Origin of the sequence: Streptosporangium sp. NBC_01639, from assembly GCF_045209755.1 — a bacterium.
Classification (GTDB): domain Bacteria; phylum Actinomycetota; class Actinomycetes; order Streptosporangiales; family Streptosporangiaceae; genus Streptosporangium.
The window spans coordinates 8492872-8517844 of the sequence record NZ_CP109272.1 but is presented as its reverse complement, the minus strand read 5'-3'; the positions used below and the strand labels follow the sequence as shown (position 1 = coordinate 8517844).

24 protein-coding genes are annotated in these 24973 nt (G+C 70.2%); 13 read left to right on the top strand and 11 right to left on the bottom strand.

Annotation, left to right across the window (positions count from 1 at the left end; all coding sequences use genetic code 11):
- Positions 1-5: 5 nt before the first annotated feature.
- The 4 genes from OHA77_RS38680 to OHA77_RS38665 are packed head-to-tail and all read right to left on the bottom strand — an operon-like array spanning position 6 to position 4348.
- Positions 6-833 carry a carbohydrate ABC transporter permease gene (locus tag OHA77_RS38680; RefSeq protein ID WP_406314201.1) on the bottom strand — a complete coding sequence of 276 codons (828 nt, stop codon included), beginning with the start codon at positions 831-833 and terminating at the stop codon, positions 6-8.
- A complete protein-coding gene (locus tag OHA77_RS38675) occupies positions 830-1711 on the bottom strand; it encodes a carbohydrate ABC transporter permease (protein ID WP_406314200.1) in 882 nt (293 codons plus the stop codon). Before OHA77_RS38675 ends, OHA77_RS38680 begins: the two co-directional genes overlap by 4 nt.
- The gene (locus OHA77_RS38670; protein ID WP_406314198.1) at positions 1708-3111 is read right to left on the bottom strand and encodes an extracellular solute-binding protein; all 1404 of its coding nucleotides are present in this window, start codon (positions 3109-3111) and stop codon (positions 1708-1710) included. The genes OHA77_RS38675 and OHA77_RS38670 overlap by 4 nt, the downstream gene beginning before the upstream one ends.
- A gap of 4 nt (positions 3112-3115) precedes the next feature.
- The gene (locus tag OHA77_RS38665; RefSeq protein ID WP_406314196.1) at positions 3116-4348 is read right to left on the bottom strand and encodes a PfkB family carbohydrate kinase; all 1233 of its coding nucleotides are present in this window, start codon (positions 4346-4348) and stop codon (positions 3116-3118) included.
- 161 nt (positions 4349-4509) lie between these two features.
- On the opposite strand from OHA77_RS38665, the gene OHA77_RS38660 reads away from it, so the two are divergent.
- The 3 genes from OHA77_RS38660 (at position 4510) to OHA77_RS38650 (ending at position 7841) form a co-directional block, all read left to right on the top strand.
- On the top strand, positions 4510-5238 hold the full coding sequence (locus OHA77_RS38660; protein WP_406314194.1) for a DeoR/GlpR family DNA-binding transcription regulator: 729 nt from the start codon (positions 4510-4512) through the stop codon (positions 5236-5238).
- A 67-nt stretch (positions 5239-5305) separates the two neighbouring features.
- Complete coding sequence (locus OHA77_RS38655; RefSeq protein ID WP_406314192.1) at positions 5306-6649, top strand: 6-phospho-beta-glucosidase; 1344 nt, start codon at positions 5306-5308, stop codon at positions 6647-6649.
- A gap of 103 nt (positions 6650-6752) precedes the next feature.
- Positions 6753-7841: an NAD(P)/FAD-dependent oxidoreductase gene (locus OHA77_RS38650; RefSeq protein WP_406314190.1), complete on the top strand. Its 1089-nt coding sequence runs from the start codon at positions 6753-6755 to the stop codon at positions 7839-7841.
- Between the two features lie 56 nt (positions 7842-7897).
- On the opposite strand, the gene OHA77_RS38645 is transcribed toward OHA77_RS38650, so the two are convergent.
- Positions 7898-8380 (bottom strand): MarR family winged helix-turn-helix transcriptional regulator, encoded by a 483-nt coding sequence (locus OHA77_RS38645; protein WP_326823222.1) that lies wholly within the window; start codon positions 8378-8380, stop codon positions 7898-7900.
- Between the two features lie 209 nt (positions 8381-8589).
- On the opposite strand from OHA77_RS38645, the gene OHA77_RS38640 reads away from it, so the two are divergent.
- From OHA77_RS38640 to OHA77_RS38610, 7 genes are all read left to right on the top strand, one after another.
- Positions 8590-8760, top strand: a complete 171-nt coding sequence (locus OHA77_RS38640; RefSeq protein ID WP_406314188.1) for a hypothetical protein — start codon at positions 8590-8592, stop codon at positions 8758-8760.
- 499 nt (positions 8761-9259) lie between these two features.
- The gene (locus OHA77_RS38635; protein WP_406314187.1) at positions 9260-10414 is read left to right on the top strand and encodes a CHAP domain-containing protein; all 1155 of its coding nucleotides are present in this window, start codon (positions 9260-9262) and stop codon (positions 10412-10414) included.
- Between the two features lie 57 nt (positions 10415-10471).
- On the top strand, positions 10472-11401 hold the full coding sequence (locus tag OHA77_RS38630) for a siderophore-interacting protein (RefSeq protein WP_406314186.1): 930 nt from the start codon (positions 10472-10474) through the stop codon (positions 11399-11401).
- A gap of 91 nt (positions 11402-11492) precedes the next feature.
- A complete protein-coding gene (locus OHA77_RS38625) occupies positions 11493-12404 on the top strand; it encodes a YihY/virulence factor BrkB family protein (protein ID WP_406314184.1) in 912 nt (303 codons plus the stop codon).
- The gene (locus OHA77_RS38620) at positions 12401-13252 is read left to right on the top strand and encodes a (2Fe-2S)-binding protein (protein ID WP_406314182.1); all 852 of its coding nucleotides are present in this window, start codon (positions 12401-12403) and stop codon (positions 13250-13252) included. The genes OHA77_RS38625 and OHA77_RS38620 overlap by 4 nt, the downstream gene beginning before the upstream one ends.
- A gap of 116 nt (positions 13253-13368) precedes the next feature.
- On the top strand, positions 13369-14340 hold the full coding sequence (locus OHA77_RS38615; protein ID WP_406314181.1) for a Gfo/Idh/MocA family oxidoreductase: 972 nt from the start codon (positions 13369-13371) through the stop codon (positions 14338-14340).
- 141 nt (positions 14341-14481) lie between these two features.
- On the top strand, positions 14482-15363 hold the full coding sequence (locus tag OHA77_RS38610; protein ID WP_406314180.1) for a deoxyribose-phosphate aldolase: 882 nt from the start codon (positions 14482-14484) through the stop codon (positions 15361-15363).
- A 269-nt stretch (positions 15364-15632) separates the two neighbouring features.
- Here OHA77_RS38610 and OHA77_RS38605 read toward each other — a convergent pair whose 3' ends face one another.
- The 3 genes from OHA77_RS38605 to abc-f all read right to left on the bottom strand — a co-directional run bounded on the left by OHA77_RS38605 (position 15633) and on the right by abc-f (position 18474).
- Complete coding sequence (locus OHA77_RS38605; RefSeq protein ID WP_406314179.1) at positions 15633-16148, bottom strand: pyridoxamine 5'-phosphate oxidase family protein; 516 nt, start codon at positions 16146-16148, stop codon at positions 15633-15635.
- 72 nt (positions 16149-16220) lie between these two features.
- A complete protein-coding gene (locus tag OHA77_RS38600; protein ID WP_326823230.1) occupies positions 16221-16619 on the bottom strand; it encodes a PPOX class F420-dependent oxidoreductase in 399 nt (132 codons plus the stop codon).
- A gap of 220 nt (positions 16620-16839) precedes the next feature.
- Positions 16840-18474, bottom strand: coding sequence for a ribosomal protection-like ABC-F family protein (gene abc-f / locus OHA77_RS38595; protein WP_406314177.1), 1635 nt, complete (start codon positions 18472-18474; stop codon positions 16840-16842).
- Positions 18475-18880: 406 nt separating this feature from the next.
- On the opposite strand from abc-f, the gene OHA77_RS38590 reads away from it, so the two are divergent.
- Positions 18881-20134 carry a serine hydrolase domain-containing protein gene (locus tag OHA77_RS38590; RefSeq protein ID WP_326823232.1) on the top strand — a complete coding sequence of 418 codons (1254 nt, stop codon included), beginning with the start codon at positions 18881-18883 and terminating at the stop codon, positions 20132-20134.
- Between the two features lie 78 nt (positions 20135-20212).
- Here the strand turns inward: OHA77_RS38590 and OHA77_RS38585 are convergent, their stop codons facing one another.
- From OHA77_RS38585 to OHA77_RS38575, 3 genes are all read right to left on the bottom strand, one after another.
- A complete protein-coding gene (locus tag OHA77_RS38585) occupies positions 20213-21721 on the bottom strand; it encodes an SDR family oxidoreductase (protein ID WP_406314175.1) in 1509 nt (502 codons plus the stop codon).
- Positions 21722-21769: 48 nt separating this feature from the next.
- Entirely contained in the window at positions 21770-22687 is a 918-nt protein-coding gene (locus OHA77_RS38580) for a helix-turn-helix domain-containing protein (RefSeq protein WP_406314173.1), read from the bottom strand.
- A 108-nt stretch (positions 22688-22795) separates the two neighbouring features.
- A complete protein-coding gene (locus OHA77_RS38575) occupies positions 22796-23041 on the bottom strand; it encodes a DUF397 domain-containing protein (protein WP_406314171.1) in 246 nt (81 codons plus the stop codon).
- Positions 23042-23200: 159 nt separating this feature from the next.
- On the opposite strand from OHA77_RS38575, the gene OHA77_RS38570 reads away from it, so the two are divergent.
- The gene (locus tag OHA77_RS38570) at positions 23201-23782 is read left to right on the top strand and encodes an ATP-binding protein (protein ID WP_406314169.1); all 582 of its coding nucleotides are present in this window, start codon (positions 23201-23203) and stop codon (positions 23780-23782) included.
- Between the two features lie 211 nt (positions 23783-23993).
- On the top strand, positions 23994-24812 hold the full coding sequence (locus tag OHA77_RS38565) for an SAM-dependent methyltransferase (RefSeq protein WP_406314167.1): 819 nt from the start codon (positions 23994-23996) through the stop codon (positions 24810-24812).
- Positions 24813-24973: the final 161 nt, after the last annotated feature.

Below are 24973 nucleotides of genomic sequence, written 5' to 3'. Positions count from 1 at the left end.
GGGAGTTACTCGCGGACCGCCCCCTGGAGCAGTCCGCGGATGAAGTGACGCTGGAGGAACAGATAGAAGATCACAACCGGGGTTGCGACGATGACGGATCCGGCCGCGAGGAGGGTGAAGCCGGAGGTGTGCCGGCCCTGGAAGAAGGCCAGGCCCAGTGGTGCGGTGCGCAGCGACTCGCTGGTCACCATGATCAGTGGGATGAGGAACTCGTTCCACGTCCACATGAAGACCAGGACGATCAGGGTGACGATGGCGGGCCGGGCCGGAGGCACCAGCACCTGCCACAGGATGCGCCAGACCGAGGCGCCGTCGATGCGGGCGGCCTCGACGATGGCGTGGTTGACGGCGCGGAAGTAGGCCCGCATCCAGAAGGTGCCGAACGCCACCGACAGCGCCACCTGCGGCAGCGCGACCGACCAGAACGTGTCGATCATGCCGAGCGTGCGCAGGTCGAAGTAGAGCGGCACCGCGATGGCCTCGCTCGGCATCATGATCCCGAGCAGGAACAGGTAGAACAGCACGGACCGGCCGCGGAAGCGCATGGTGCCGAACGCGTACCCGCTCATGATCGACAACACGACGCTGACGACCACGACGAACAGCGACACCGCCAGGCTGCTCCGCAGGTAGGTGCCGAACCGCCCGATCTCCCACGCCGCCCCGAAGTTGCCCACGTGCAGCCCGGCCACACTGAACCCCTGGCCGGCCGGACCTGCGCCGTCGTCGGGACCGAGCGCGGCCAGCAGGATCGTCAGGATGGGGAACAGCGCGAACGCGGCGAACGCCGTCAGGATCACGTAGTTGGCCAGTCGCTCACCACGTGAGATCACGAGATGCCCCTGTCGGCGAAGCGGTTGATCACGAACGAGATCGCGAAGATGGCGACGGTCAGGGTGACGCCGATCGCCGCCGCCGAGCCGACCTGGCCGAGCCCGAAGGCCCGATGGTAGATCTCGTACGACGGCACCGAGGTCGAGTCACCGGGACCGCCTCGCGTGGTGATGTACACCAGGTCGAACGTCCGCAGCGCGGCGATCACCGTCAGTGTCAGCGCCACCGCGATCTCCCCTCGCACCGAGGGTAGCGTGACCGCGAAGAACTCCCTGAGCGCACTCGCCCCGTCGAGCCGGGCCGCTTCGTACAGCTCCGTCGGGACGCGGCTCATCCCGGCCAGCAGCAGCACGGTCACCAGGCCGGTCTCGAACCACGTGCCGACCACGCCGACCGCGGGCAGCGCGAAGGTGTAGTCGCCCAGCCAGCCCCTCGTGAGCGAGTCGAGCCCGACCGCGCCGAGCAGGTCGTTGAGTGTGCCGTCCGGGGCGTACACGCGCCGCCAGGCGACGGCCACCACGACCATGGCGACCACCTGCGGCAGGAACACCACCGTACGGAAGAAGCCGAGCCCGCGCACCTTCGCGTGGTTGAGTATCGCGGCCAGTGTCAGCCCGATGGCCAGCGGCGCCAGCGCGTAGAACGCCATGAGGACCAGGGCGTGGCCGAACGCGGCCCGCAACCCCTCGTCCGCGACGATCGCGGCGTAGTTGGCCGCTCCCACCCACCGGCCGAGGCTCAGCCCGTCCCAGTCGTACAACGAAAGGTGCACCGCGCGGCCGATCGGATAGAGCAGGAAGGCCGCGTAGACGAGGAAGGCCGGCAGCACGAAGAGATAGGCGACGCGGCGGGGCTCACCGGGAGGATGGCCGATCATTCGTTGCTTTCCGCGAAGGCCTGGTAATCCTTCTCCAGGGTGGCCAGGAACTCCTGCGAAGTCGACTTCTCGGCCAGCAGGTCCTGCACCGCCGCACCCAGCGTGTCGGCGAAGGTCGGGGTGGCGTAGTCCAGGTAGGGAACCAGGCCGTCCTGCTTGGTGGCGGTGCCGAACGCCGTGAACATGTCCTGCTGCGCGCCGGCCTTCACGCTCTGCCGGTCGGTGTCGGCGACCGGCAGGAGGCCGTTGGCGGTGAGCACCTTCATGGCGTCGGCGTCGGCGATGAAGTCGAGGTACGCGGCCGCCGCGTCGGGATTGGGGCTCTTGGCGGTGATGGCGAACGGCAGGCCCGTGCCGCCGGTCGCGACGGGTGCGGCCGCTTCCGTGGTGCCGGGCGGGAGGATGAAGCCCAGGTCCTTGCCCATGGCCTTCTCCAGGTCGGCGATCAGCCAGGTGCCCCCGATCAGGAAGACCCCTTCGCCCTTGCTGAACGCCTGCCACGCCGGGTCGTAGCCTTGGCCGTTGAAGCCCTTGTTGAAGTAGCCCTTGTCGACCCAGTCCACGAGCTGCCCGGCGGCCCTGGTGTTCTCCGGCGTGTTCCACGAGGCGCCCTTGCGGCCGAAGGCCAGCTTGGTGATCTGATCGGCTGGGACGTGTCGTCCCTGCACGGTGCCGAAGACGTGGATGCCCGGCCACTTGTCGAGGTTGCCCAGCTGTATCGGCACCTCGCCGGCGGCCTTGGCCTTGGCCAGCGCGGCCTGGAACTCCTCCCAGGTCTCCGGCGGCCGCAGGCCGAGCTTGGTCAGCTTGGCGGTGTTGTAGAGGATGCCGACGACCTCGCCGGCCTGGGGCAGGCCGTACAGGTTGCCCTCGCCGAAAACCTTGCCGTCGGCGCTGTAGCTCACGTACTGCAGGATCGACCGGGGATAGCGCTTCTTCCACCCGTACGCATCGGCGTAGGCGTCCAGCGGGCGGAGGTGGCCGGCCTTGACGAACGCGCCCATCTGGGGCCGGCCGTTGTTGGCCTGCACCACGTCCGGCGGCTCGTTGCCGCTCAGCGCCAGGCGCAGGGTGGTGTTGAGGTCGTCGAAGGAGCGCGACAGGCGTTTGAGTCTGATGTTGGGGTATTTCGCCTCGAACGCGGCGTTGAGCTGCTTCATCTGGGCGTCCTGCCCGCCGCGCACCTCCTGGTCCCAGATGGTGAGGGTCACGTTGCCGAGGGCCGCGGCGTCGGTGCGCACCGCCGAGGCGCCGGGTTGCGCCGGGGACGCCGCGGGCGGAGCCGCGGATCCGGGCGCGCACGCCGAGGCGGCGAGGGCGACGAGACCGGCGGCGATTGCGGCGCGGGTCCGGGCGTGCCGCGGGTTCCGCAGCCAGACCTTTCGCGTCGAGGCGATCATGGTGTTACTCCTTCCGGGCGGGCACGCGGGTCTTGTCCGGGTCCTCGGTGCCGATGACGGTGGCGCCGGTGACAGTGCCGCCGGCGGCCTTGACCGGTGGCTCCTTCGACCTCGGGGAGGCCGTTCCCAGGTCGGCGTACCGGGCGATGGTGGCCGCCGCCCGGTGCACCGCGCCCATCGGCACGGTGGGGACCAGCCTGTCGAGGAAGGTGTAGCGGCGGGCCAGCGAGTCGGCGTAGGCGCCGGCGTGACCGGCCGCCGCCCGCACCCCGTGCCACCAGTCGGCGATGTCGCCCCACCCCGGCGCGGCCAGCGATCCGCCGAACTGCTGTACCGCCAGCGCCGCGCAGACCTCGGCGAACGCGAGCCGGTCGGCCAGCGGCCAGCCGCAGAGGGTGCCGAGCACGATGCCCGCGCCGAAGACGTCCCCCGCACCGGTCGGATCGAGCGCCGTCACCCGCGGGGCGGGGACGAACGCCTCCTCGCCGGTCATGGAGTCGATGGCCATGGCGCCGTTGGCTCCATCGGTGACCACCGCGAGGGGAACCCGGTCGGCGAGCGTGTACAGCGCGTCGCGGGGGGTGTCGGTGCCGGTGTAGGCCATGGCTTCGACGGCGTTGGGCATGAACGCGTGGCAGACCGAGAGCTGGTCCAGCAGTTCTGGCGACCAGGTGCCCGAGGGATCCCAGCCCACGTCGGCGAAGAGGAGCGCGCCGTTCTGACGTGCCAGCTCGGCCCAGTTGCACGGGTCGGCTCCGCCGAGCGGCTCCTCGGCGGAGAGCGCCAGGATCACGGCCCTGGATCGCGGCGGGGAGCCGATCATCTCCGACGCCGACATGGGAGCGGGGTGGCCGTGGGTCACCATGCTGCGGTCGCGGTCGACGGCCATCGAGACGGTCACCGGTGAGTGCCAGTGCTCGAAGCGCCGCGATTTGGACAGGTCCACCGATTCCTGTTCCGCGAGCGTGCGCCAGCAGAAGTCGCCGTAGTCGTCGTCACTGAACGCGGCGGCCAGCGAGGTGCGCAGCCCGAGCCTGCTGGTCGCGATGGCGAGGTTGGCGATCCCGCCCGGGCACGAGCCCATGCCCTCCGCCCACGCCTCGGTACCCGCGGCGGGCATGGCCGCCAGGCCGGTGAAAACGATGTCGAGGAAGACGGTGCCCGCCAGGAAGACATCGAACTGCGGCCCTTCCGCGGTCCGCTGATCGGCGAGGGGGTCGTATGCCTGAACAGACACAGGGATGAGTCCTTCCTCAACAGACAGGTGTGCGTAATTTTGCATGTTTGGGCTGGCATATCAAGGGTTTTATGCACGCGTATGATTAATTCTGCTCGTTTATGCGTAGAGATGACTGATAGGATCCGGCTGTGCTTCAGCGCCTTCGGCATGCAGAGATCATGCGCCGAGTCCGCCTCTCAGGCGCCACCAGCGTCAGCGACCTCGCCGGACAACTCGGGGTGAGCCCGTCGACCATCCGCCGGGATCTCGAGGTGCTCGACCGCGACGGCACACTGAGGCGCGTGCGCGGGGGCGCGTGCGCCGACGCCGACGCCGACGCCGACCTGCCCTTCGCCGAAGTTGCGGCCCTCGACGAGCAGGACAAGGAGGCCGTGGCCGTCCGCGCCGCACAGCTCGTGCGCGACGGCGACGTGATCCTGCTCGACATCGGCACCACGACGATGCGCCTGGCCCGCCGGCTTCGCGGCCGCCGCGTCACCGTGATCACCTCCAGCCTCGCCGTGTTCGATGTGCTGCGCAGCGATCCCGCGACCGAGCTGCTGCTGCTCGGCGGCCTGGTTCGACGGACCTACCACTCGCTGGTCGGCGTGCTGACCGAGGAGGCGCTGCGCCAGGTGTGCGCCGACCGCGTGTTCCTGGGCACCAGCGGCGTCCGGCCGGACGGCCAGCTTGTCGACAGCACGCTCGCCGAGGTACCGGTGAAGCGCGCCATGATCGCGGCGGCGGGGCAGGTGGTGCTGCTGGCCGACCGGCACAAGTTCCCCGGCACCGGTGCCCTGCGGGTGTGCGGCCCCGAGGACGTCGACGTCATCGTCACGAACGAGGGCGCCGACGAGACGACGCTGCGCAACTGCGCGGCAACGGGCGCGGAGGTGCTGCTCGCGTGAGCGCCGCCCGCACGGCAAGGGCCGGCGAGGAGACCGGGACGGATATCGGGAAAGGGAGGGGGCCGCGATGAAGCTGGCCGTTCTCGGCGGCGGAGGCTTCCGGGTCCCGCTCGTGTACGGCGCGCTCCTGCGCGACACCGCCAAGCCGCGCGTGGAGGAGGTGGTGCTGTACGACGTGTCGGCGGAGCGGCTCACGGCCATCCGCCACGTGCTGGACCAGCTCGCCGCCGGGTACGACCTTCCGCCCGAGGTACGGACCACCACGGACCTGGACAGCGCGCTGCGCGACGCCGACTTCGTCTTCTCGGCGATCCGCGTGGGCGGCCTGGCGGGACGCACCGCGGACGAGCGGGTCGCGCTGGAGTTGGGCCTCCTCGGCCAGGAGACGACCGGGCCCGGCGGCATCGCCTTCGGCCTGCGCACCGTCCCGGTGGCCGTGCGCGTGGCCGAGCGGGTGGCCGCCCTCGCGCCCCGGGCCTGGGTCATCAACTTCACCAATCCGGCCGGCATGATCACCGAGGCCATGCAGGGCGTGCTCGGCGACCGCGTGGTCGGCATCTGCGACTCACCGCTCGGGCTGATCCGGCGGGCCGCCGCCGCCCTCGGGCTCGATCCGGCGCGCGTGTCGCCGGACTATGTGGGGCTGAACCACCTCGGCTGGTTGCGCGGGCTCACCTACCAGGGCCGCGACATGCTGCCCGGCCTGCTCGCCGACGACACCGCGCTGCACCGGATCGAGGAGGCCCGGATCTTCGGCGGCGACTGGGTGCGGACCCTCGGCGCGCTGCCCAACGAGTACCTCTACTACTACTACTTCACCCGCGAATCCGTCGCCGCGATCATGGGCACCGAACACACCCGCGGCGAGTCCCTGCTCGGGCAGCAGGACCGGTTCTACGCCTCCGTCCGGGAGCGGCCCGAACACGCACTCACCGAGTGGGGCAGGGCACGCAGAGAACGCGACGCGACGTACATGGCCGAGACCCGCGACACCACCGAGGCAGGCGAACGCGACGCCGCCGATCTGGAGGCGGGCGGGTACGAGGGCGTCGCACTCGCCCTCATGGCCGCCCTCGCCCGCGGGGAGTCCACCACCATGATCCTCAACGTCCGCAACGGCACCGCGGTGCCCGGCCTGCCCGCGGAGGCGGTCGTCGAGATCCCCTGCGCGGTGGACGGCTCCGGAATCCGGCCGCTGGCCACCCGCCCGCTCCCCGGCCGTTTCCTCGGCCTCGTGGAGCAGGTCAAAGCGGTCGAACAGACGACCATCGCAGCCGCCCTGTCAGGCTCGTCCCGCCTGGCCGTCGAGGCGTTCGCCCTGCACCCCCTGGTCGACTCGGTCGGCACCGCGCGTACGCTGCTCGACGGCTACCGCGCCCGCATCCCGGAGCTGGCCACCGTCTTCCGGTGAAATTGAAGTTCGCCCTACGAACTAGTATGGTCAAGTTCGTAGGGCGAACTAATATATTTCGTGTGACGAATGATATTCGTTGCATTATGAGGGGCGGGGAACCATGGGTCGTACCGTTGCGGTCATCGGTGGAGGTTATGGAGGCGCCGCGGTCGCCAAGGCGCTGGACCAGGACACCGACATCGTTCTCATCGAATCCAAGGACGCTTTCGTCAATTCGTCCGGATCGCTGCGCGCGCTGGTCCGGCCGGACTGGGCGGGCAACATCTTCTTTCCGTACGACAGGCTGCTCCAGCGCGGCAAGGTCATCCGCGAGCGCGTGGTCTCGGTGGACCCCGGCGGTGTCACCCTGGCCTCCGGGGAGCGCGTCGACGCCGACTATCTCGTCCTCGCCTCCGGCTCCAGCTATCCCTATCCGGCCAAGACGGACACCGACTCCTCCGGCGAGGCCCTGGAACGACTCCGCGTCACCCACAAGGAACTCGCGGCGGCCGATCGGGTGCTGCTCGTCGGCGCCGGGCCGGTCGGCCTGGAACTGTCCGGTGAGATCAAGGCGGTCTGGCCGGACAAGCACGTGACCATCGTCGACCCGGCCGAGCGACTGGTCCCCGACTTCCAGCCGGAGCTGCGCGAGGAGCTGCACCGCCAGCTCGACGCGCTGGGCGTGGAGCTGCGGCTGGGCACCGCCCTGAGCACGCAGCCGCCGACCGAGCCGGGCCGGACGGAGACCTTCACCGTCGCCACCACCGACGGCGAGATCTCCGCCGACATCTGGTTCCGCTGCTACGGCGTGAGCGTCAACGGCGACTACCTCGGTGACGGCCTGGTCACCGAACGCACGCCGCAGGGGCACGTCCGGGTGACCGAGACGCTCAACGTCGAGGGGCACGGCCACATCTACGCACTCGGCGACATCACCGACCTGGCCGAGGCCAAGATGGCCAGGAACGCGATGCAGCACGCCGAGATCGTGGCGGAGAACATCATCGCCCAGGTGCGGGGCGAACAGCCCACGGCCGTCTACCGGCCGGCTTCCATCCCCTCCGTCCTGCTCCCGCTCGGGCCCAGCGGCGGCGTCGGCCAGGTGCCCTCCCCCGACGGCCCGGCCATCCTGCCCGCGCGGATGGTCGCCGAGTACAAGGGCACCGACCTGCTCACCGGCCGGTTCTCCGAACTGTTCGGCGTCGCCTGATCCGCACGCCCGTGCGGAACGAGCACCCCGGACCGCACGGGCGCACCAAGGTCTACTCAGCCCCCGTGCGCGGCAGGGGCACCCTCGTCCCACTCCATGAAGACCACCGGCACCTTGTTGTCCAGCACCACCCGGCCGAGCAAATCCGCCAGCCTGCCGCGATCGGCGTCGCCGAGGACCGCCGGGAGCGCCTCGATCCGCCGGCAGGTCTCGGTATAGAACGCGTCGGCGAGCTCACCGCCCTCCGCGGTGAGCGCGACCTGGACGGCCCGCCCGTCCTGCGGGTCCGGCTCCCGCCGTACCAGGCGGCGCTCGGCGGTCCGGTCCACCAGGCCGGTCAGGCTCGACTTCGCCAGCCCCAGCACCCCGCCCAGCTCACTCATGCCGTACGGCTGCACCATCAGCACGCAGAGCAGCTGCCCCTGCTGCGGGGTCAGTCCGTACTCCCGGCTCGTCTCGGCGTACACGGCGTTCACCAGGAACGAGGAGCGCACCAGCGCGGTGACGACCCCCATGCGCCCGTCCACGGCTCTTCCCATTCAACGCCCTCCTCGCGGGACCCCATTCCCTGTGAAATGGAGGGTACCTCAATCACCAAACCATCATATGATTCGTTATGCGAACTATATGATGGGGCATGGCCTTCGGTCGCATCGCGGGAAGGCGAGCCGCCGTAACACTTCAGCGACCTGAGTACATCGAAAAACCCGCCCATACGGGTGAGTCATGATCCTTGGAAAGAGGTGGGATGACGACGCCGGAACGGAAGGCACTGTTCGGAGCCGGGATCGGGACTGCGATCGGTGCCGCGCCGGAGACGCTGCGGCTCGCGGACCGGGCAGATTACGAGGGGCTCGACCTGTTCACGGTCTCCGATCACCCTATTTCGGCGGCCACCTGGACGCCTACTCCATCGTAGGGGTCGCCCTCGGCCGCACCGCGAACATCACGGGGCTCATGAGCGTCACCAACCTGCCGAGCCGGCCGGCGCCGATGCCGGTGCGGACGATCACCGCGCTGCCCGCCCTGTCTGGCGGCCGGCGCGGGCCGGGACCCCGGGGACATCGCCACGATCGTCCCGGCGGTCCGTGCGGCCGTCACCGTATGACGGAGTCTCCCCCTCGCCCGAAAAGGGCACCTCCGCGGCGGGCACCGAGCGGGTCGCCCGCCTGACCTCCGGTTCCGCGGGCGCGCGACGCGCGACCTGAGCGCCCTCCCCGGACAGCCGGCCGAATATTTTAAAGGATCGGATGCCCCGAATTCCAGCCATTGCCGAATCCGGCATCGATCCACCCGTCGAGTCGGTCATTTAATCAAAAGACCGACTTTTCAGCTTTCCACTGAATAAAGTCCGTTATTAGCTGGCGGCTACCGCCCTTCTCGGAAGGGCGGAAGAGTGGACGGAGTGGCTGACGGCCATGGATCCGATCGGTGACGACCTACTCCGCGTCATGGAGCCGAAACTCGGCTACAAGGAACAGCCCGGCCAGCACACCACGTTCGGCCAGTGGTACGCGACCAATGTGGTGAAGGACTCCCAGTACCGGACGGCCCCCTGGTGCGACATGGTCATCGCCTGGGCCGCGGGGAAGGCGGGGGTCGAGGACTTCGTCGGCCAGTTCGCCTGGACCCCCTCCCACGCCCGCTGGTTCGAGGCGCGGGGCGCGTGGTCGAGGAAACCGGAGCCCGGCGCGCTGGTCTTCTTCGACTGGTCCGGCGGCAAGGACATCGGAGGCATCGACCATGTCGGCCTCATCGAGAGAGTCGACGGTGGAACGCTCCACACCATCGAGGGCAATGTCGACGGGATCTGGCTGAAACGCAAGACGCGCGACGAGAGCAAGGTCGTCGGCTACGGGTTGCCGCGCAAGGTCAAGCAGAACCTGGAAAGCGCCGCCACCAAGAACGTGGCGGTCGCGCGGGCGGACGGACCGGGTGAGGCCCGCCCGACGGCCGCCGCGGGCTCCGCAGCCGTTCACCCGGGGCCGACCGTGCCGGAGACCGCACCGGTCGCGGCACTGCTCCTCCTCGTCCTCGGCGCGACGTTCATCCTGGCCCGACGCCGGTCGCGCGCCTCGGCGGCAGGACGGTCCTCTCTCTCACCGGCCGAGCGCACCCCCGCTCCCCCGCCGGGACTGCCACGCGTCCCGGCAACGGGGCGGCACCGCAGGCGGGCCTCCGCCGTGGACTCGAAGGCCGTGGACCCCAAGGCCGCGGACTCGAAGTTGGAAATGAAGTTGGACGCGAAAGAGAACATGCAGGCGGACACCGGGCCGGACGGCGGCGGTCCGCCCGCCGTTCCCGTCTGGAGGCCGGCGCCCAGGCCGGCGGTCCGGCATGTGCGGCGGCGGACGCCCGCGGCGGCCATCGGACGGCCGTGCGGGGACGGAGAGGAGCATGCCCTCCAAAGCGGGGTCGCCGAGCAGGCGCACCATCGCCGCCTTCGGTTCACCGGCGAGGGGGTGCCGGTCGGCGGAGCCGGTCCACCGGAGGCCAGGGCGGGCCGGCGGCCGTACTCGTCCGGGCCCGGGGCACCCACCGAGGACCCGGCTGGACAGCGCCGACTTGATTAATTAGGTAAGGCAAAGCTAAGTTGCCTTGCGACGACATTTCCGAGCGAAGGCAGCACGATGACAGCCGTCAGCGAGCAGACCCTGGTGCGCACCGAGGAGATCCCGGCCTACCGCGCCTTTCACGTGAAGGTCCTGCGGACCGTACGGCTCAGTCCGAGCTTCGTCCGGGTCACCTTCGGCGGCGAGGAACTGTCCGGTTTCGCCGACAACGGCTTCGACCAGCGGATCAAGCTGATCCTGCCGCTGCCCGACGGCGGTTTCACCCCCGTCGGCGACGGGGCCGGCTGGTACCAGCGGTGGCGGGCGTTGCCGCTGGAACTGCGCAACCCGATCCGCACCTACACCGTGCGCGCCGTACGGCCGTGGCAGCATGAGCTCGACATCGACTTCGTGCTGCACGGCGACACCGGCCCCGCCTCCCGCTGGGTGGCGGCGGCCCTCCCCGGTAACCGCGCCGTGGTCATCGGCCCCAACGCGGCTCACCCCGGGCCGACCGGCGGCCAGGAGTGGGCTCCGCCGGCCGGGGTGGCGCACCTGTTGCTGGCCGGCGACGAGACCGCCGTTCCCGCCATCGCCACCATCGCCGAGAGCCTCTCCGGTGACGTGCGGGCCACGGTGCTGCTGGAGGTGCCGGAGGCCGCCGACGCGCTGCCCCTGCGCGTACGGCCGGGCGTGGAGGTCATCTGGCTGCCCCGCGGGAGCGCCCGGCACGGCGACCTGCTCGTCCCGGCCGTGCGCGAGGTCCTCGGCGAGATCACCCCGGCGGGCGGCGCCGCCGTCGGTCCGCTGGAGGACGTCGACGTCGACACCGAGATCCTGTGGGAGGTCCCGCAGGTCACCGACCGTGACGGGCTCTACGCCTGGCTGGCCGGTGAGGCCGGGATGGTCAAGCTGCTCCGCCGTCACCTCGTGCAGGAGGCCGGCGTCGACCGCTCGTCGGTGGCGTTCATGGGCTACTGGCGGCTGGGGCGGTCGGAGGCCGACTGAGCCCGCGTCCTTCCGGCGGGCTCAGCACATGGACTTCCCTCACCCACCGGCGCGAGCGGTAGTCCGGCGTGCTGCGGGTAGTGACCGGTACATGACGGTCAGGGGATTCACCGGACGGGTCGCGGCGTTCTGGGTCCGGGCCCGCCACCGCCACGGCTGGCTGGACCACCTGGTCCGCGCCGGAGTGCGCTACGACCAGGCGGGTGCCGCACGGCTGTCGGCGGCCCTCACCTACTACGCGTTCTTCGCGCTGTTCGCCCTGGGACTGCTGGGCTTCTCGATCATCGGGCACGTTCTGGACACCCCGCAGGTGTTGGACACGGTGCAGAGCTACCTGACCGACACCTTTCCCCGTCTCGACGTCGAGGCCCTGCTCGACGCCAGGAGCACGGCCGGGGCGATCGCCCTCGTCGGCCTGCCGATCACCGGCCTGTTCTGGATGGACACCCTGCGCTCGGCGATCAGGGCGATCTGGCTGATCGAGGAGTATCCGGGGCGCTTCCTGACGCGTCAGCTCATCGACCTGGGCGTGCTGGCCGGGCTCGGGGTGCTGCTGTCGATCTCGCTCGCGGTGATGTTCGCCACGGAGACGCTGCTCAACTGGCTGCTGTTGCACACCGTGGGCGTCGACGACGTCGTGACCCAGTGGTTCCTTTCGGCGGTCGCGTTCGTGCTCGGTCTCGGCGTCAACACCCTGCTCGCGGTCGCCCTGCTGACCGCTCCCCCACGGCTGCGGCTGCCGCCGCGCCGGGTGCTCGGACCGGCGCTGTTCATCAGCGTCGGCCTGGAAGCCCTCAAGTCCCTCGGCCAGTTCTACCTCCAGCTCACCGCGGCCAATCCCGCCTACCAGGTCGTGGCCGGTGCCGTCGCGATCCTCGTCTTCCTCAAGATCCTCAATCAGCTCGTCCTGTTCGCCGCCGCGCTCACCGCCACCAGCACCAAGGGGGACATCGTCGACCTCGCCGTGCGCCGTACGGCGTCCGCTCCGGCGGCGCTGACATGACCCCTCCCCTTCCGGCCCGCCGGTTTCACGGCGAGGGCGGGCCCTCGCCGTGGCTGCGTCCGGCAGGCGCCCGCGCGGTCGCCGGGGTGATGGCCGAGGTGTCGGCCATCGGACCGTATTTCGCCGTCTCGACAGAGGCCGGGGAGACTGCCGGCCCGGACTGGCGCCCGCTCACCGCGCTCCACTCCGACATCGGTGCCCTCCGCGCCTGGACCGGCCGCGTCGGGAGGCGGCTGGGCACCGGCGAGACCCGGGTCGCCGCCTCGATCCTGTTCCAGGGGCTGGCCGCCCGGTTCTGGTCACCGGTCGTCGGTGCGGTCGCCGCCCGCGGACTGCTCCCGGACCTGGATCCGGCACGCGTCCGCTGGCTGCCCGCCGCGAGCGGCCCGCTCCCGCTGCGGGCGGCCCGCCCGACCGGCTGGGAGATCACCGATCCGGACCGGGCCGCCGCACCGGTCTACCGCGCCGTGGTGACCGAGCTCCTCGAACCGCTGGCGCTGGCGGTCCAGGAGGTCACCGGGATCGCGCCGCGGCTGCTGTGGGGCAACGCGGCCTCCGCGCTGGCCGGAATCCTGCCGGCCGTCGCCCCCGAGCGACCGGATCTCGTCGCCCCGGCGGCCTCGCTCATCCGCGGGCTGCTGGCCCTCGGGGTGCTGGAGGGGTCCGGCGACCTGGCCGAACCGGCCCCGGACCACCACTTCTTCGTCCGGCGCAGCTGCTGCCTCTACTACCGGCTGCCCGCCGGCGGCATGTGCGGAGACTGCGTGCTGCTGCCCCCCGAGGTCCGCCACGGCCAGTGGGCGCAGGCCCTGCGACAGGCCGAGACGGGCCCGTTCATGGAGCGCTGACCACGCCCGGAGCCTTGCATTGGTGATGATGATAGATAGTCCGAATGTCAGGACAAAGTCTTGACCGCCCAGCTTCCGGTCAACTAGAACTGGAGGCATCCGGACGAGGAGTCACCATGCGTGTGGGCTTGCTGGGCCTTGGTCGTATAGGCGCGTTTCACGCTGCCACCCTCTCCGCTCTCGCCGACGAACTCGTCGTCTCCGACACCGACCAGAGCCGGGCGGAGGAGGTGGCCGGACGACTCAAGGCCCGGGTCGGAGACCCCTTCGACGCGGACGCGGTGGTGATCGCGACTCCGACGTCCACCCACGCGGAGTTGCTGGTGCGGGCCTGCGACCTGAGGGTGCCGGCCTTCTGTGAGAAGCCCGCGGCGCCCGGCACGGCGGAGACCATACGGGTCGCCGACGCCGCCGAGCGGAGCGGGACGGTCGTGCACATCGGCTTCCAGCGCCGCTTCGACGCCGGCTACACGGCCGCGCGTGAGGCGCTGCGGGGCGGTGAGCTCGGCGAGCTGCACCGGGTGCACATGATCACCGCTGATCCGGCGCCCCCGGCCCCCGGCTACATCCCGCTGTCCGGCGGCATCTTCCGGGACTGCCACATCCACGACTTCGACATCCTGCGCTGGGTCACCGGCCGCGAGGTGCACACCGTCTACGCGACCGGCTCCAACCGGGGCGAGGCGTTCTTCGCCGAGGCCGGCGACGTCGACAACAGCGCCGCGCTGCTGACCCTGGACGACGGCACGCTGGTCACTCTGCAGGGCTCCCGCTACAACGGCGCCGGCTACGACGTGCGGATGGAGCTGGCGGGCACCCTGCGGACCCAGGCGGTCGGCCTCGACCCGCGCACGCCGCTCACCAGCGCCGAGGGCCTGCAGCCGCCGGGTGAGCCGTGGCCGGACTTCCAGGCCAGGTTCGAGGCCGCCTACGTCACGGAGATGAGCGCATTCCTGGAAGCGGCGCGGGGCGAGCGCGAGAGTCCCTGCACGGTCCAGGACGCCCTGGCCGCTCTCTACATCGCCGAGGCGGCGGACCTGTCCCGCCGCGACCACCGCCCGGTCCGTCTCCTGGAGGTGACCAAGTGAGGATCGCCGCGGCACCCGTCTCCTGGGGCGTGCGCGAGGAGCCGAGCCGGGGACACCCGATGCCCCGGGAAAGAGCGCCGGCCGAGATGGCGGAGGCGGTGGTCGTCCTGTCGGGTGAATCCTCGAGGGGAGAGACCGCACATGCGTGAGGAGGACCACCGCCGACTGCTCGACGACCGGGCCCGGCATCCGGAGCGGGTGGCCGAGGCGGCCGCCGCGCGCGGGCGCAGGCCGCTGCCGGCCGGCCGCGACCAGTTGCTGATCATCGCGGCCGACCACCCGGCGCGCGGCGCGCTCGGCGTCGGTGACCGCCCGATGGCCATGGAGAGCCGCGTCGGCCTGCTCGACCGGCTGACGACCGCCCTGGCCAGGCCTGGCGTGGACGGGCTGCTCGCCACCCCCGACATCGTCGAGGACCTGCTGCTGCTCGGCGCGCTGGAGGGCAAGCTCGTCATCGGATCGATGAACCGGGGCGGCGTGCAGGGCTCGACGTTCGAGTTCGACGACCGCTTCACCGCCTACGACCCCGACTCGATCGCGGCGATGCGCTTCGACGGCGGCAAGATGCTGTGCCGGATCGCGCTGGAGGACCCCGCGACCCCCGCCACTCTGGCGAGCTGCGGGCACGCCGTCACCCGGCTGGCCGGGCACGGCCTGATGGCGATGGTCGAGCCGTTCTGGTCACGGCGGGTGAACGGGACGGTCACCCACGACCTGTCCCCGGAAGGGATGATCCACGCCATCAGCGTCGGCCAGGGACTCGGCGCGACCTCCGCCCGCACCTGGTTGAAGATTCCGGTGATCGAGGACATGGAGCGGGTCATGGCGGCCACCACGCTGCCGACTCTGCTGCTCGGCGGCGATCCCTCCCAGGCGCCCGACCGGGTCTTCGACTCCTGGGGCAAGGCGCTGCGACTGCCCGGTGTGCGGGGCCTGGTCGTCGGCCGATCCCTGCTCTACCCGCCCGGCGACGACGTGGCGGCGTCCGTGGACACCGCGGTGAGCTTGCTGGAGACCTCGTGACGCACATCCCCCGCGGTGCCGCCGCCTCCTCTCGGTGGGCGGTGAGGACCGCTCCGGAGCCGGCCGGGTCGATCCCCGGCGACCCGCACAAACTCTGGCGGGCCATCGACCCCGGCCGGTGCCGCGTGGCGTACGGCTGCTCCTGCGGACGAACGGCGGGCCGACGGCGTTCCCGGCACCGACACGGCCACCGTGTGCGCGGCCTCGTCACTCGGCACGTCGAACTCCGTCATCGCCCCACCCTCCCGACGCTGACGACCGTGACGGGGTCAGACATTGCCGAGCACGCGGGTGACACGGATCTCGATCACGACACGCTTCGGGTTCTCACGGGGCTGCCGGTAACGCTCGGTGTAACGGCGTTCGGCGTCGGCGACCGACCCGGGGTCCTCGCGGATCACCGCGCGTCCCTCCAGGGTCGACCAGCGGCGCCCGTCCACCTGGCAGACGGCGACCGCGGCGCCCTCCTGCCCGGCGGCGCGTATGAGACTCACCTTGTTCGAGCCGCCCGAGGTGATCACCCGGGCGATCCCGGAGCCGGCGTCCAGCGTCACCCCCACCGGGACGACATGGGGTGTGCCGTCGGCCCGCACCGTGGTGAGCGTGGCCAGGTGACGCTCCCGCCAGAACGTGTGGAACCCTTCTCCGAGATCCTTCATCGCCCGCGTCTCCCCCGTTGTCCTGTCGTGGCTGTCGACCTGCTCCCCGCCCTGGAGGACGGGGATTCCCGTGCCGCTCGTGCGGCGGCCCGCAGCGCGCCGCGAGCTGTGGAACGGAGTGCGCAACGGGCGACATGCTAGCCGGGAGCGGGGTCCGGGGAAGATCCGCCTTCCCCGGACCCCGCTCCCGGCGGCGGTTCAGCCGCCCGCGTTGTAGATCACCTGGTCGGGGCGGACCCGCACCGTGATGCGCTGCTCGTCCGGCTGCCGGTAGGGGTAGCTGTCCACGCCGAGGTATTTGTGCGCCAGGCGGTCGATGACCGTGTCAGCGCCCTCCAGCTCCAGCTCCGCGACGCCGGAGACGCTGACCAGGTGGAAGGCGTCCTTGGGATCCAGGACGCTCACCGACACACGGGGGTCGTTGCGCAGGTGGCGCTCCTTGGCACGGCCGACCGCCGTGTTGAAGACGACGTCGTCTCCGTCGACGTCCACCCAGACGACGGTGCTGTGCAGCGAGCCGTCCGGCCGGATGGTCGTCACCCAGGCGTGAACCGGCCGGCTGAGCAGTTCCTTGGCGTCTTCGTTCAGTTTTCCCACAGTGGCCTCCGCAATCGACGACATGCCTACGGATCCATCGAACATCATGTCCGGCCGCGGAACGACAGCAGGGTCGCCCGGGTGGCGGCCCAGTCGCGTCCGGGCCTGCCCGGCTCCGTGAGGGCCCATCCTGCCTTGGCACTCCTGCCTGGGCGCCCGACGACCGGCCGAGGTGAGCTGCGGCTCCTCGCCCGTCACGGCCGGGGCGCCCACCGTCGCCTCACGCGCCGGGGGCGCTCGTTTCGAGCAGGTGCCCCTCGGACAGCCGCAGCCAGCGGTCCACCCCGATCTCGGCGAGGAACCGCTCGTCGTGACTGACCACCACGAAGGCGCCCTCGTATGACTGCAGGGCGCCTTCGAGCTGGGCGACGCTGACCAGGTCGAGGTTGTTGGTCGGTTCGTCCAGCAGCAGCAGCTGGGGCGCCGGTTCGGCGCACAGGACGCAGGCCAGGGTGGCGCGCAGCCGCTCGCCGCCGGACAGCACCCCGACCGGGAGGTGAACGCGGGAGCCCCGGAACAGGAAGCGGGCGAGCAGGTTCATCCGCTGCGCCTCCGGCATCCCGGGCGCGAAGACGGCCAGGTTCTCCGCCACGGTGCGGTCGAGGTCCAGCAGGTCCAGCCGCTGGGACAGGTAGGCGACCCGGCCGTCGGCCCGCTTGGTCCCGCCGCCCTCCGGCTCCAGCTCACCGTTGATCACCCGCAGCAGAGTGGACTTGCCGGCTCCGTTGGGGCCGGTCAGCGCGATCCGCTCGGGCCCACGGATCGCCAGGTCGGCGCCCTCCCCGGCGAAGAGGGCCCGCTCGCCGTAGCGGACCTGCATCCTCCTCCCGAGGAAGACCATGCGTCCGGCCGGGACGTTGGTTCCGGGCAGTTCCAGTGCGATCTTCTGCTCGTCGCGCAGGGCGCGGCCCGCCTCGTCGAGCCGGGCCTTGGCCTCGCCGACCCGCCCGGCGTGCGTCTCGTCCGACTTTCCCGCCGACTCCTGGGCGCGCCGCTTCAGCGTCCCGGCGAAGATCTTCGGCAGGCCGGCGTTCTTGAGGTTGCGGGCGGCGTTGCCGGCCCGGCGCTCGGCCCGCTCGCGGGCCTGCTGCATCTCCCGCTTCTCCCGCTTGACCTCCTGCTCGGCGTTGCGGATGTTCTTCTCGGCGACCTCCCGCGCGGCGCGCACGGCCTCCTCGTACGCGGTGAAGTTCCCGCCGTAGGAGCGGATCTCGCCCCGGTCGAGCTCGGCGATGCGGTCCATGCGGTCGAGCAGTGCCCGGTCGTGGCTGACCAGCAGCAGGCAGCCGTTCCAGTCCTCGAGCACGCCGTAGAGCTTGTGGCGTGCTTCGAGGTCGAGGTTGTTGGTCGGTTCGTCGAGCAGCAGGACGTCGGGCCGTTTCAGCAGCTGTGCCGCCAGGCCGAGGGAGACGACCTGGCCGCCGCTGAGGGTACGCAGGCTCCGGGTGAGGGAGACGTCCCCGAGGCCGAGGCGGTCCAGCTGGGCACGGGTGCGCTCCTCGATGTCCCAGTCGTTGCCGATCGTGGTGAAGTGCTCCTCGCTCGCGTCTCCGGACTCGATGGCGTCCAATGCCCTGATCACCGGGGCGATCCCCAGAACCTCGGCCACGGTCAGGGCACCGGCGAGCGGCAGCGTCTGCGGCAGGTAGCCCGGCACCCCCTCTACCGTGACCGAACCGGCGGCCGGGCGGATCTCTCCGGCGATCAGTCTGAGCAGCGTGCTCTTGCCGGCACCGTTGGGCGCCACCAGGCCGGTGTGTCCCGCCGGGACGGTGAACGAGAGGTCCTCGAACACCGGGGTGTCGTCGGGCCAGGAGAAGGACAGGTTCGAAACAACGATCAGGGCGTCGGACATCGAATCGCTTCCGCGTTCGGCCGGCACGGCGAAGGCCGCCCGGAGAAATGGTCAGGACACGAGGACATCGCCGATCGGCGGTCACGCGAGATGCGCGTCACCGATGGTGATGGGATCCGGGATCACCCGGAGATGTCGTCGTCGCCTGCCATGTCGTACTCCGTTTTCCGCCATTGATGCCCGATCACGTTACCAGCCGAGAACCCTGCGTTCGTTGACGCGCCGCCGCGGATCGGTCCGCCCTCCCCGTCGGCGCCGCCCATGAAGAGGGCGGACCGGGCCCGGTGGCAGCGGGCCGGCCCGCTGGAGGCCGGGTGATCATCAGGTTCCGGTCCGGTGATATAACGCCTGAAACACCTCTAAAATACTGAGCTTCCTGATACTTACGTGGCTTGGGAGACATGAAGTGACAACGCTCAGCCGACGGAACCTCCTCAGGGCAAGCGCCGGCCTCGTACCCGCCGTCGCGCTGGGCGCCCGCCCCGCTCAAGCCGCGCCCCTGCCGGTCGTGACCACCTCGGGGATCGCTCCGGCGGCGCTGGCCGGATTCGACAATGTCATGAAGACCTACGTGAAGGAACGCAACATCTCCTGCGCGCAGCTTGCGATCGCCAAGAAGGGCAAGATCCTGCTGGCCCGCGGGTACACCTATTCGGACGGGTCGCGGGCGATCCCCTCGGTGACCCCGACCTCGCTGTTCCGCATCGCCAGCCTGAGCAAGCACATCACCGCCGCCGCGATCATGCGCCTGGTCCAGGACGGCAAGCTCAGCCTGTCCACGCCGGTCACCACGCTGCTGGGCCTGTCCGCGACGGCCGACCCCAGGCTGAAGCAGGTGACCGTGCTCCGCCTGATACACCACCTGGGCGGCTGGGACCGCGACAAGTCCAAGGACCCGCTCTGGCTGGACCACACGATCTCCGCCTCGCTGGACGTCCCGCTGCCGATCAGCCAGGACGACATCGTCCGCTACGTCACCGCCCGGCCGCTCGACCACGACCCCGGCACGAAGATGGTCTACAGCAACTACGGCTACCTGCTCCTCGGCAAGATCATCGAGAAGGTCTCGGGGATGAGCTACGAGTCCTACGTCAAGCAGAAGCTCCTGGCGCCCGTCGGCGTCACCCGGATGCGGATAGGCCGCAGCCTCAGGTCGGAGGCCGCGTCGACCGAGGTCATTTACTCCTCGCAGTACACCCAGAAGTCGGTGGTGGACGACTCCGGCAGCACGGTGCCCTACCCGTACGGCGGTTTCAGCATGCCCAACCAGGGGGCCAACGGCGGCTGGCTGGCCTCCGCCGTCGACCTCGTCAGGTTCTCCCGCGTCTTCGACGCCGCGGGCCCGGTGCTCAACGCGGCGTCGATCACGAAGATTCTCGCCAAGCCGGAGATCGGCATCAGCGCGGACGGCTCGTGGTACGGCGGCGGCTGGTACGTACGCCAGGTCACCGGGAACCTCAACACCTGGCACGCCGGCGGGATGCCGGGCACCTACACCTACCTCGCGCGACTGCAGAACGGCTTCACCTACGCGGCCCTGTTCAACCGGCGGGAGGAGCAGGGCACTCTCGACTACGACGTGCTGAGCCCTCTGATGAACGCCCAGATCGGCAAGGTCACCACTTGGCCGACGACCGACCTCACCTCGAAGTACTTCTGACCGGGGCGGCCGAGGCGACCGGCGGAGCAGACCGCTGGAGACCGCGGAGGCACACCGGGTCCGGTCTCCGTCGGGGGGTCACCCCGACGGAGAGGCCCGGGGGGCCGTGGAGGCCTTCGCCGCGGGAGGGGACGGCTCGCCGCGCTCGGCCGCGGCCGCCACGTTGTGCGGCATCCGGCCGAAGATCAGGCTGTGGAAGGGTGCGATCGACCACCAGTAGAGGTGCCCGGCCAGCCCCCGGGGATGGAAGATCGCCCGCTGGTGGTACACCGTCCGGTCCCGGTCACGGCACACGCTCAGTTCCAGCCAGGCCAGGCCGGGCAGGCGCATCTCCGCGCGCAGCCGGAGCAGGTGGCCGGGCTCGACCTCCTCGACCCGCCAGAAGTCGACCGAGTCGCCCACCCGGAGCCGTCGCGGGTCGCGGCGGCCCCGGCGCAGGCCCACTCCTCCGACGAGGCGGTCGAGGAAGCCCCGGGCATGCCAGGCGCCGGGCAGGGAGTACCAGCCGTTCTCACCGCCGATCGACTCGATCACCGCCCATACGGCCTGCGGAGGCGCTTCGACGCGGCGGGTCCGGCTGTCGACGTAGAGGCTGCCGCCGGCCCAGTCGGGGTCGGTGGGCAGCGGATCGCTCGGCGCGCCGGGCGTCGAGGCGGACGACCAGCGAGTGACGACCTTCGCCTCCTTGATCTGCTGCAGGGCCAGCGCGACGGCCTCCCGAAACCCGATCAGGCCCTCGGGCGGGTCGGGGAGATGACCGGCGACGTCGTGCTCACCGCAGACGGTCTCGCTACGCAGTGACTCCACCAGCGGACGGGCGATGCCGGCGGGGACGGGGGTCACCAGCCCCACCCAGTGGCTCGACAGGCCGGGGCTGAGCATCGGGACCGGAATGATCACCCGCCGGGGCAGCCCGGCGACCTCGGCGTAGCCGCGCATCATGTCGGCGTAGGTCAGCACGTCCGGGCCGCCGATGTCGAAGGAGCGGTTCACCTCCCCTTCGATGGCCGCCCCGCCCACGAGGTATCGCAGGACATCGCGGATCGCGATGGGCTGCGTCCGGGTGCGCACCCAGCGCGGCGTCGTCATCACCGGCAGCCGCTCGGTGAGATAGCGCAGCATCTCGAAGGAGACCGAGCCTGATCCGATGATGACGGCCGCTCGCAGCACCACGGCCGGCACCTCGCCGCGGAGGAAGATCTCCTCCACTTCGGCGCGGGAGCGCATGTGCGGCGAGAGCTCCTGGTGCGGAGCGAGACCGCCGAGGTAGACGATACGACGCACCCCCGCGTCCCTGGCCGCCGCGGCGAAGGTCGTGGCCGCGCGGCGATCGGCCGCGGCGAAGTCCGCTCCCCCTCCCATCGTGTGGATGAGGTAGTAGGCCACGTCGACGCCGTCGAGCGCCTTCCTCGTCTGACCGGGGTCGGTGGCGTCCGCCTCGGCGGTCTCCACCCGCGAGGCCCACGGCTGGTCACGCAGCCGGCTCACCGAGCGCACCATGCACCGCACCTCGTGGCCGGCGGCGAGCAGCTCGGGCACCAGCCGCCCGCCGATGTATCCCGTCGCTCCGGTAACGAGGCATCTCATGCCTCTATGTTCGTACGGCGCCGCGAGGAGGTTGCGCGGCCCCCCGCCCTACGACCTGCCCGCCAGCTCCTCGCGGATGCCGACGAGGATCTCCCGGGTGCGCGACGCCGGCTCGGCCTCGATGCACAGGCGTTCCATCACCTCGAGGTAGCGATCCACGTCGTCACGCTTGTCGAGGTAGACCGCACTGGTGAGCTGCTCCATGTAGACCACATCGGGCAGGTCGGGCTGGGAGAACCGCAGGATGCTGAAGGGGCCGCCGGCCGCCGCGTGGCCGCCGACGCTGAAGGGCACGATCTGGACGGTCACGTTGGGCAGGTCGAGCTGCTGGAGGATGTGGTCGATCTGGTCGCACATCACCTCGGGCCCGCCGAGCGGACGGCGCAGCACCGCCTCGTCCAGAACCGCCCACAGCCGGGGCGGCTCCTCGGCGCGCAGCATCCGCTGGCGTGCCATCCGCAGCCGTACTCGCCGCTCCACCTCCTCGTCGGGGGCGGAGGGGAACCCCAGCCGGACGACGGCTCGCGCATAGCCTTCGCTCTGGAGCAGGCCCGGCACGAACTGGACCTCGTAGTTGCGGATGACGGTGGCCGACTCCTCCAGGCCCACGTAGGTCTCGAACCAGCTCGGCAGGATGTCGTTGTAGTTGTGCCACCATCCGGTGACGTTGGCCCGCTGGACGAGGGCCAGCAGTGCCTGCCGGTCGTCCTCGTCCGTCACGCCGTACAGCGTGAGCAGGTCGGCCACGTCCCTGACCCGGAAGCCGACCCTGCCGAGCTCCATCCGGCTGATCTTGGAGTGCGAGGCTCGGATGGCGTATCCGGCCGCCTCCAGGGTGATGTGGCGCTGCTCCCGGAGCCGGCGGAGCTGCGCGCCCAACACGATCCTCAGCACCGTCGAACTGCCTCGGGGTAGAGCCAGGGGGGTGGGCAGGACCGGCTCTCCTCCGGCGTGAGGTGTGATCATCTTCAGTCCTTCGAGCGCGGAACGCGAGCCCCCGCCCACTCTTTGTGGCCGTCGCGAGCTTTTACGGTACCCCCGTCACGCCTTTACGGCCATATAGAACTTTATTCTTCAATCAATTTGGGCGGCCAGATCGTCGAACTGCCCGTTTTTGACGCCCTGGACGAAGGCGCTGAGTTCGAGGCGGGTATAGATCAGCGCGGGCCCCTCGGGGTCTCGCGAGTTGCGCACCGCGATCTCGCCACCCGGCAACTCGGCCAACTCGACACAGTTACCGCTGGGGTTGCTGAAGTCGCTCTTGCGCCAGCCGAGCCCACCCAGCAGGGCCGCCGGCATGCCGCTGTACAGCTGATCCATCCTCACCTCTCATCGATCAAGGAGGGAAACACCATGTCCATCATAGAGCTTTGTGCAGATGCACGTGCATCTGTACTTGCGTATGCACATCGTCCCGGGCAAAATGACTGGACAGATCGCCTCATTTCGCGATAATTTCCCGCCTCCTCAAGGTCGCCGATGACTGGTCACCAAAGCCACTACAGCCGAGCCACACCCATCCGGGCAGAGCCCGACGGATGGGAACGGTGGCTGTCCATGCTCGACTGCGTGCTTCCACCCGGAGGACTGCCGCCCTGGACCGGCGACGACAGCCATATCGAGCACCTCCAGCTGGCGGCACGGAGCCTGCGCCACGATCCCCGTGCCGCGCGGACCGCCCGCGACTTCACCTCCACCGCGCTGTACGGGTGGGAGCTGGCCCCGCTGGTCGACGACACCGGCGTGGTCGTCTCCGAACTGGTGACCAACGCCGTGCGCCACGGCATCCACGGCGGAGGTGGCCTCGGTCCCGTCCAGACCATCAGGGTCGTCCTCTGCCACACCGGGAACTCGCTGCTGTGCGTGGTCACCGATCCCAGCGATCAGGGGCCCAGCCTGCGCGAACCCGACGACGAGGCCGAGAGCGGCCGCGGGCTGCAGCTCGTACAAGGGATCAGTCAGATGTGGGGCTGGGCCCCGCTGCGGAGCCGCGGCAAGGCCGTATGGGCGACATTCGTCCTCCCCTCCAGGACGGCCCGCCATCTGGAGGCGTGCCACTGAGACCCCGGACTCCGGCAAAGAAGCGATGTCTCGCAGAAAACATCCCGCTTTCATAAAAAAGTTAATATTGTCCTATTTTGTTATACTTTGGCCGTAAATAACGACTGCGAGCGGAATAATTGCCGCATTTTCCTCATTGCTCGTAGCTTGCCATCTACCCATGGACGCCATGCTTCTTTAGTCTCACAGGCAACCAAGGAGAGATGCAGACATGAGCGACGCGGCCCCACGGCCACCGGCACACCTGGACACGAGCGTGCCGAACGTCGCCCGGATGAACAACTATTTTCTGGGCGGCAAGGACAACTTCGCGGCCGACCGCCAGGCCGCCGAGGAGGTGCTCGCCATCGCCCCGGAGATCAGGACGATCGCGAAGGAGAGCCAGGCCTTTCTGGGCCGGGCGGTGCGCCATCTCATCGAGCAGGGCATCACGCAGTTCCTCGCCATCGCGCCGGGGCTTCCCACCCGGTGCAACGTCCACCAGGTCGCCCAGGCCGTCGAGCCCGCCGCCCGTGTGGTCTACGCCGACGACGACCCGGTGGTGCTGTCGCACGCCCAGGCCCTTCTCGCCACGGATCCCCGCATCACCGTGGTCAGGGGCGACGTGCTCCATCCCCGCGAGCTGCTCGCCGAGCCGGAACTACGACGAATCCTCGACCCGGAACAGCCGATCGCCGTCGTGATCCCCACCGCGCTGCACTACATCCCGGACGAGGACGACCCGTTCAAGAGCGTGGCCCTGCTGCGCGACGCGTTACCGGTCGGCAGCTATCTCGCCCTCGCCCATGTCGTCTTCGACACGCGCCCCGAGACGGCCGGCCCCCTCGTCGACATCTACCGGAGGATCCTCAGCCGGAGCGAGGACGCCTCACGCACGCGCCGGCAGGTACTGCGCTTCTTCGACGGGCTGGAGCTCGTCGAACCCGGCCTGGTGTACGTCCGCCAGTGGCGACCCGACAACCCGCTGGCCGCCCACCGCCCCGAGAAGGCGTGGAGCGTGGCCGGGGTCGCCCGCAAGACCGACGGCTAGTGTCCTGAGCAATCCGTTTTCGCCGACGCGTCGAGGCTTTCGAGGGCCTCACCGGCTGTCCTGATCCGTCCTGTCCGGTCCACGCGGAAAGCTGGGGATCGGCGTTCCCGCTCGGATACCGGCCTCAGGTCCGTTGCCTCCCCGATGCGCCGAGCGCGAAC

Bases quoted from the DNA above. Each gene is read 5' to 3' on its own strand.
- OHA77_RS38675 (WP_406314200.1), bottom strand. From the start codon at position 1,711: ATGATCGGCCATCCTCCCGGTGAGCCCCGCCGCGTCGCCTATCTCTTC.
- OHA77_RS38670 (WP_406314198.1), bottom strand. From the start codon at position 3,111: ATGATCGCCTCGACGCGAAAGGTCTGGCTGCGGAACCCGCGGCACGCC.
- OHA77_RS38660 (WP_406314194.1), top strand. From the start codon at position 4,510: ATGCGCCGAGTCCGCCTCTCAGGCGCCACCAGCGTCAGCGACCTCGCC.
- OHA77_RS38655 (WP_406314192.1), top strand. From the start codon at position 5,306: ATGAAGCTGGCCGTTCTCGGCGGCGGAGGCTTCCGGGTCCCGCTCGTG.
- OHA77_RS38650 (WP_406314190.1), top strand. From the start codon at position 6,753: ATGGGTCGTACCGTTGCGGTCATCGGTGGAGGTTATGGAGGCGCCGCG.
- OHA77_RS38645 (WP_326823222.1), bottom strand. From the start codon at position 8,380: ATGGGAAGAGCCGTGGACGGGCGCATGGGGGTCGTCACCGCGCTGGTG.
- OHA77_RS38640 (WP_406314188.1), top strand. From the start codon at position 8,590: ATGACGACGCCGGAACGGAAGGCACTGTTCGGAGCCGGGATCGGGACT.
- OHA77_RS38635 (WP_406314187.1), top strand. From the start codon at position 9,260: ATGGATCCGATCGGTGACGACCTACTCCGCGTCATGGAGCCGAAACTC.
- OHA77_RS38630 (WP_406314186.1), top strand. From the start codon at position 10,472: ATGACAGCCGTCAGCGAGCAGACCCTGGTGCGCACCGAGGAGATCCCG.
- OHA77_RS38625 (WP_406314184.1), top strand. From the start codon at position 11,493: ATGACGGTCAGGGGATTCACCGGACGGGTCGCGGCGTTCTGGGTCCGG.
- OHA77_RS38620 (WP_406314182.1), top strand. From the start codon at position 12,401: ATGACCCCTCCCCTTCCGGCCCGCCGGTTTCACGGCGAGGGCGGGCCC.
- OHA77_RS38615 (WP_406314181.1), top strand. From the start codon at position 13,369: ATGCGTGTGGGCTTGCTGGGCCTTGGTCGTATAGGCGCGTTTCACGCT.
- OHA77_RS38610 (WP_406314180.1), top strand. From the start codon at position 14,482: ATGCGTGAGGAGGACCACCGCCGACTGCTCGACGACCGGGCCCGGCAT.
- abc-f (WP_406314177.1), bottom strand. From the start codon at position 18,474: ATGTCCGACGCCCTGATCGTTGTTTCGAACCTGTCCTTCTCCTGGCCC.
- OHA77_RS38585 (WP_406314175.1), bottom strand. From the start codon at position 21,721: ATGAGATGCCTCGTTACCGGAGCGACGGGATACATCGGCGGGCGGCTG.
- OHA77_RS38580 (WP_406314173.1), bottom strand. From the start codon at position 22,687: ATGATCACACCTCACGCCGGAGGAGAGCCGGTCCTGCCCACCCCCCTG.
- OHA77_RS38575 (WP_406314171.1), bottom strand. From the start codon at position 23,041: ATGGATCAGCTGTACAGCGGCATGCCGGCGGCCCTGCTGGGTGGGCTC.
- OHA77_RS38570 (WP_406314169.1), top strand. From the start codon at position 23,201: ATGACTGGTCACCAAAGCCACTACAGCCGAGCCACACCCATCCGGGCA.
- OHA77_RS38565 (WP_406314167.1), top strand. From the start codon at position 23,994: ATGAGCGACGCGGCCCCACGGCCACCGGCACACCTGGACACGAGCGTG.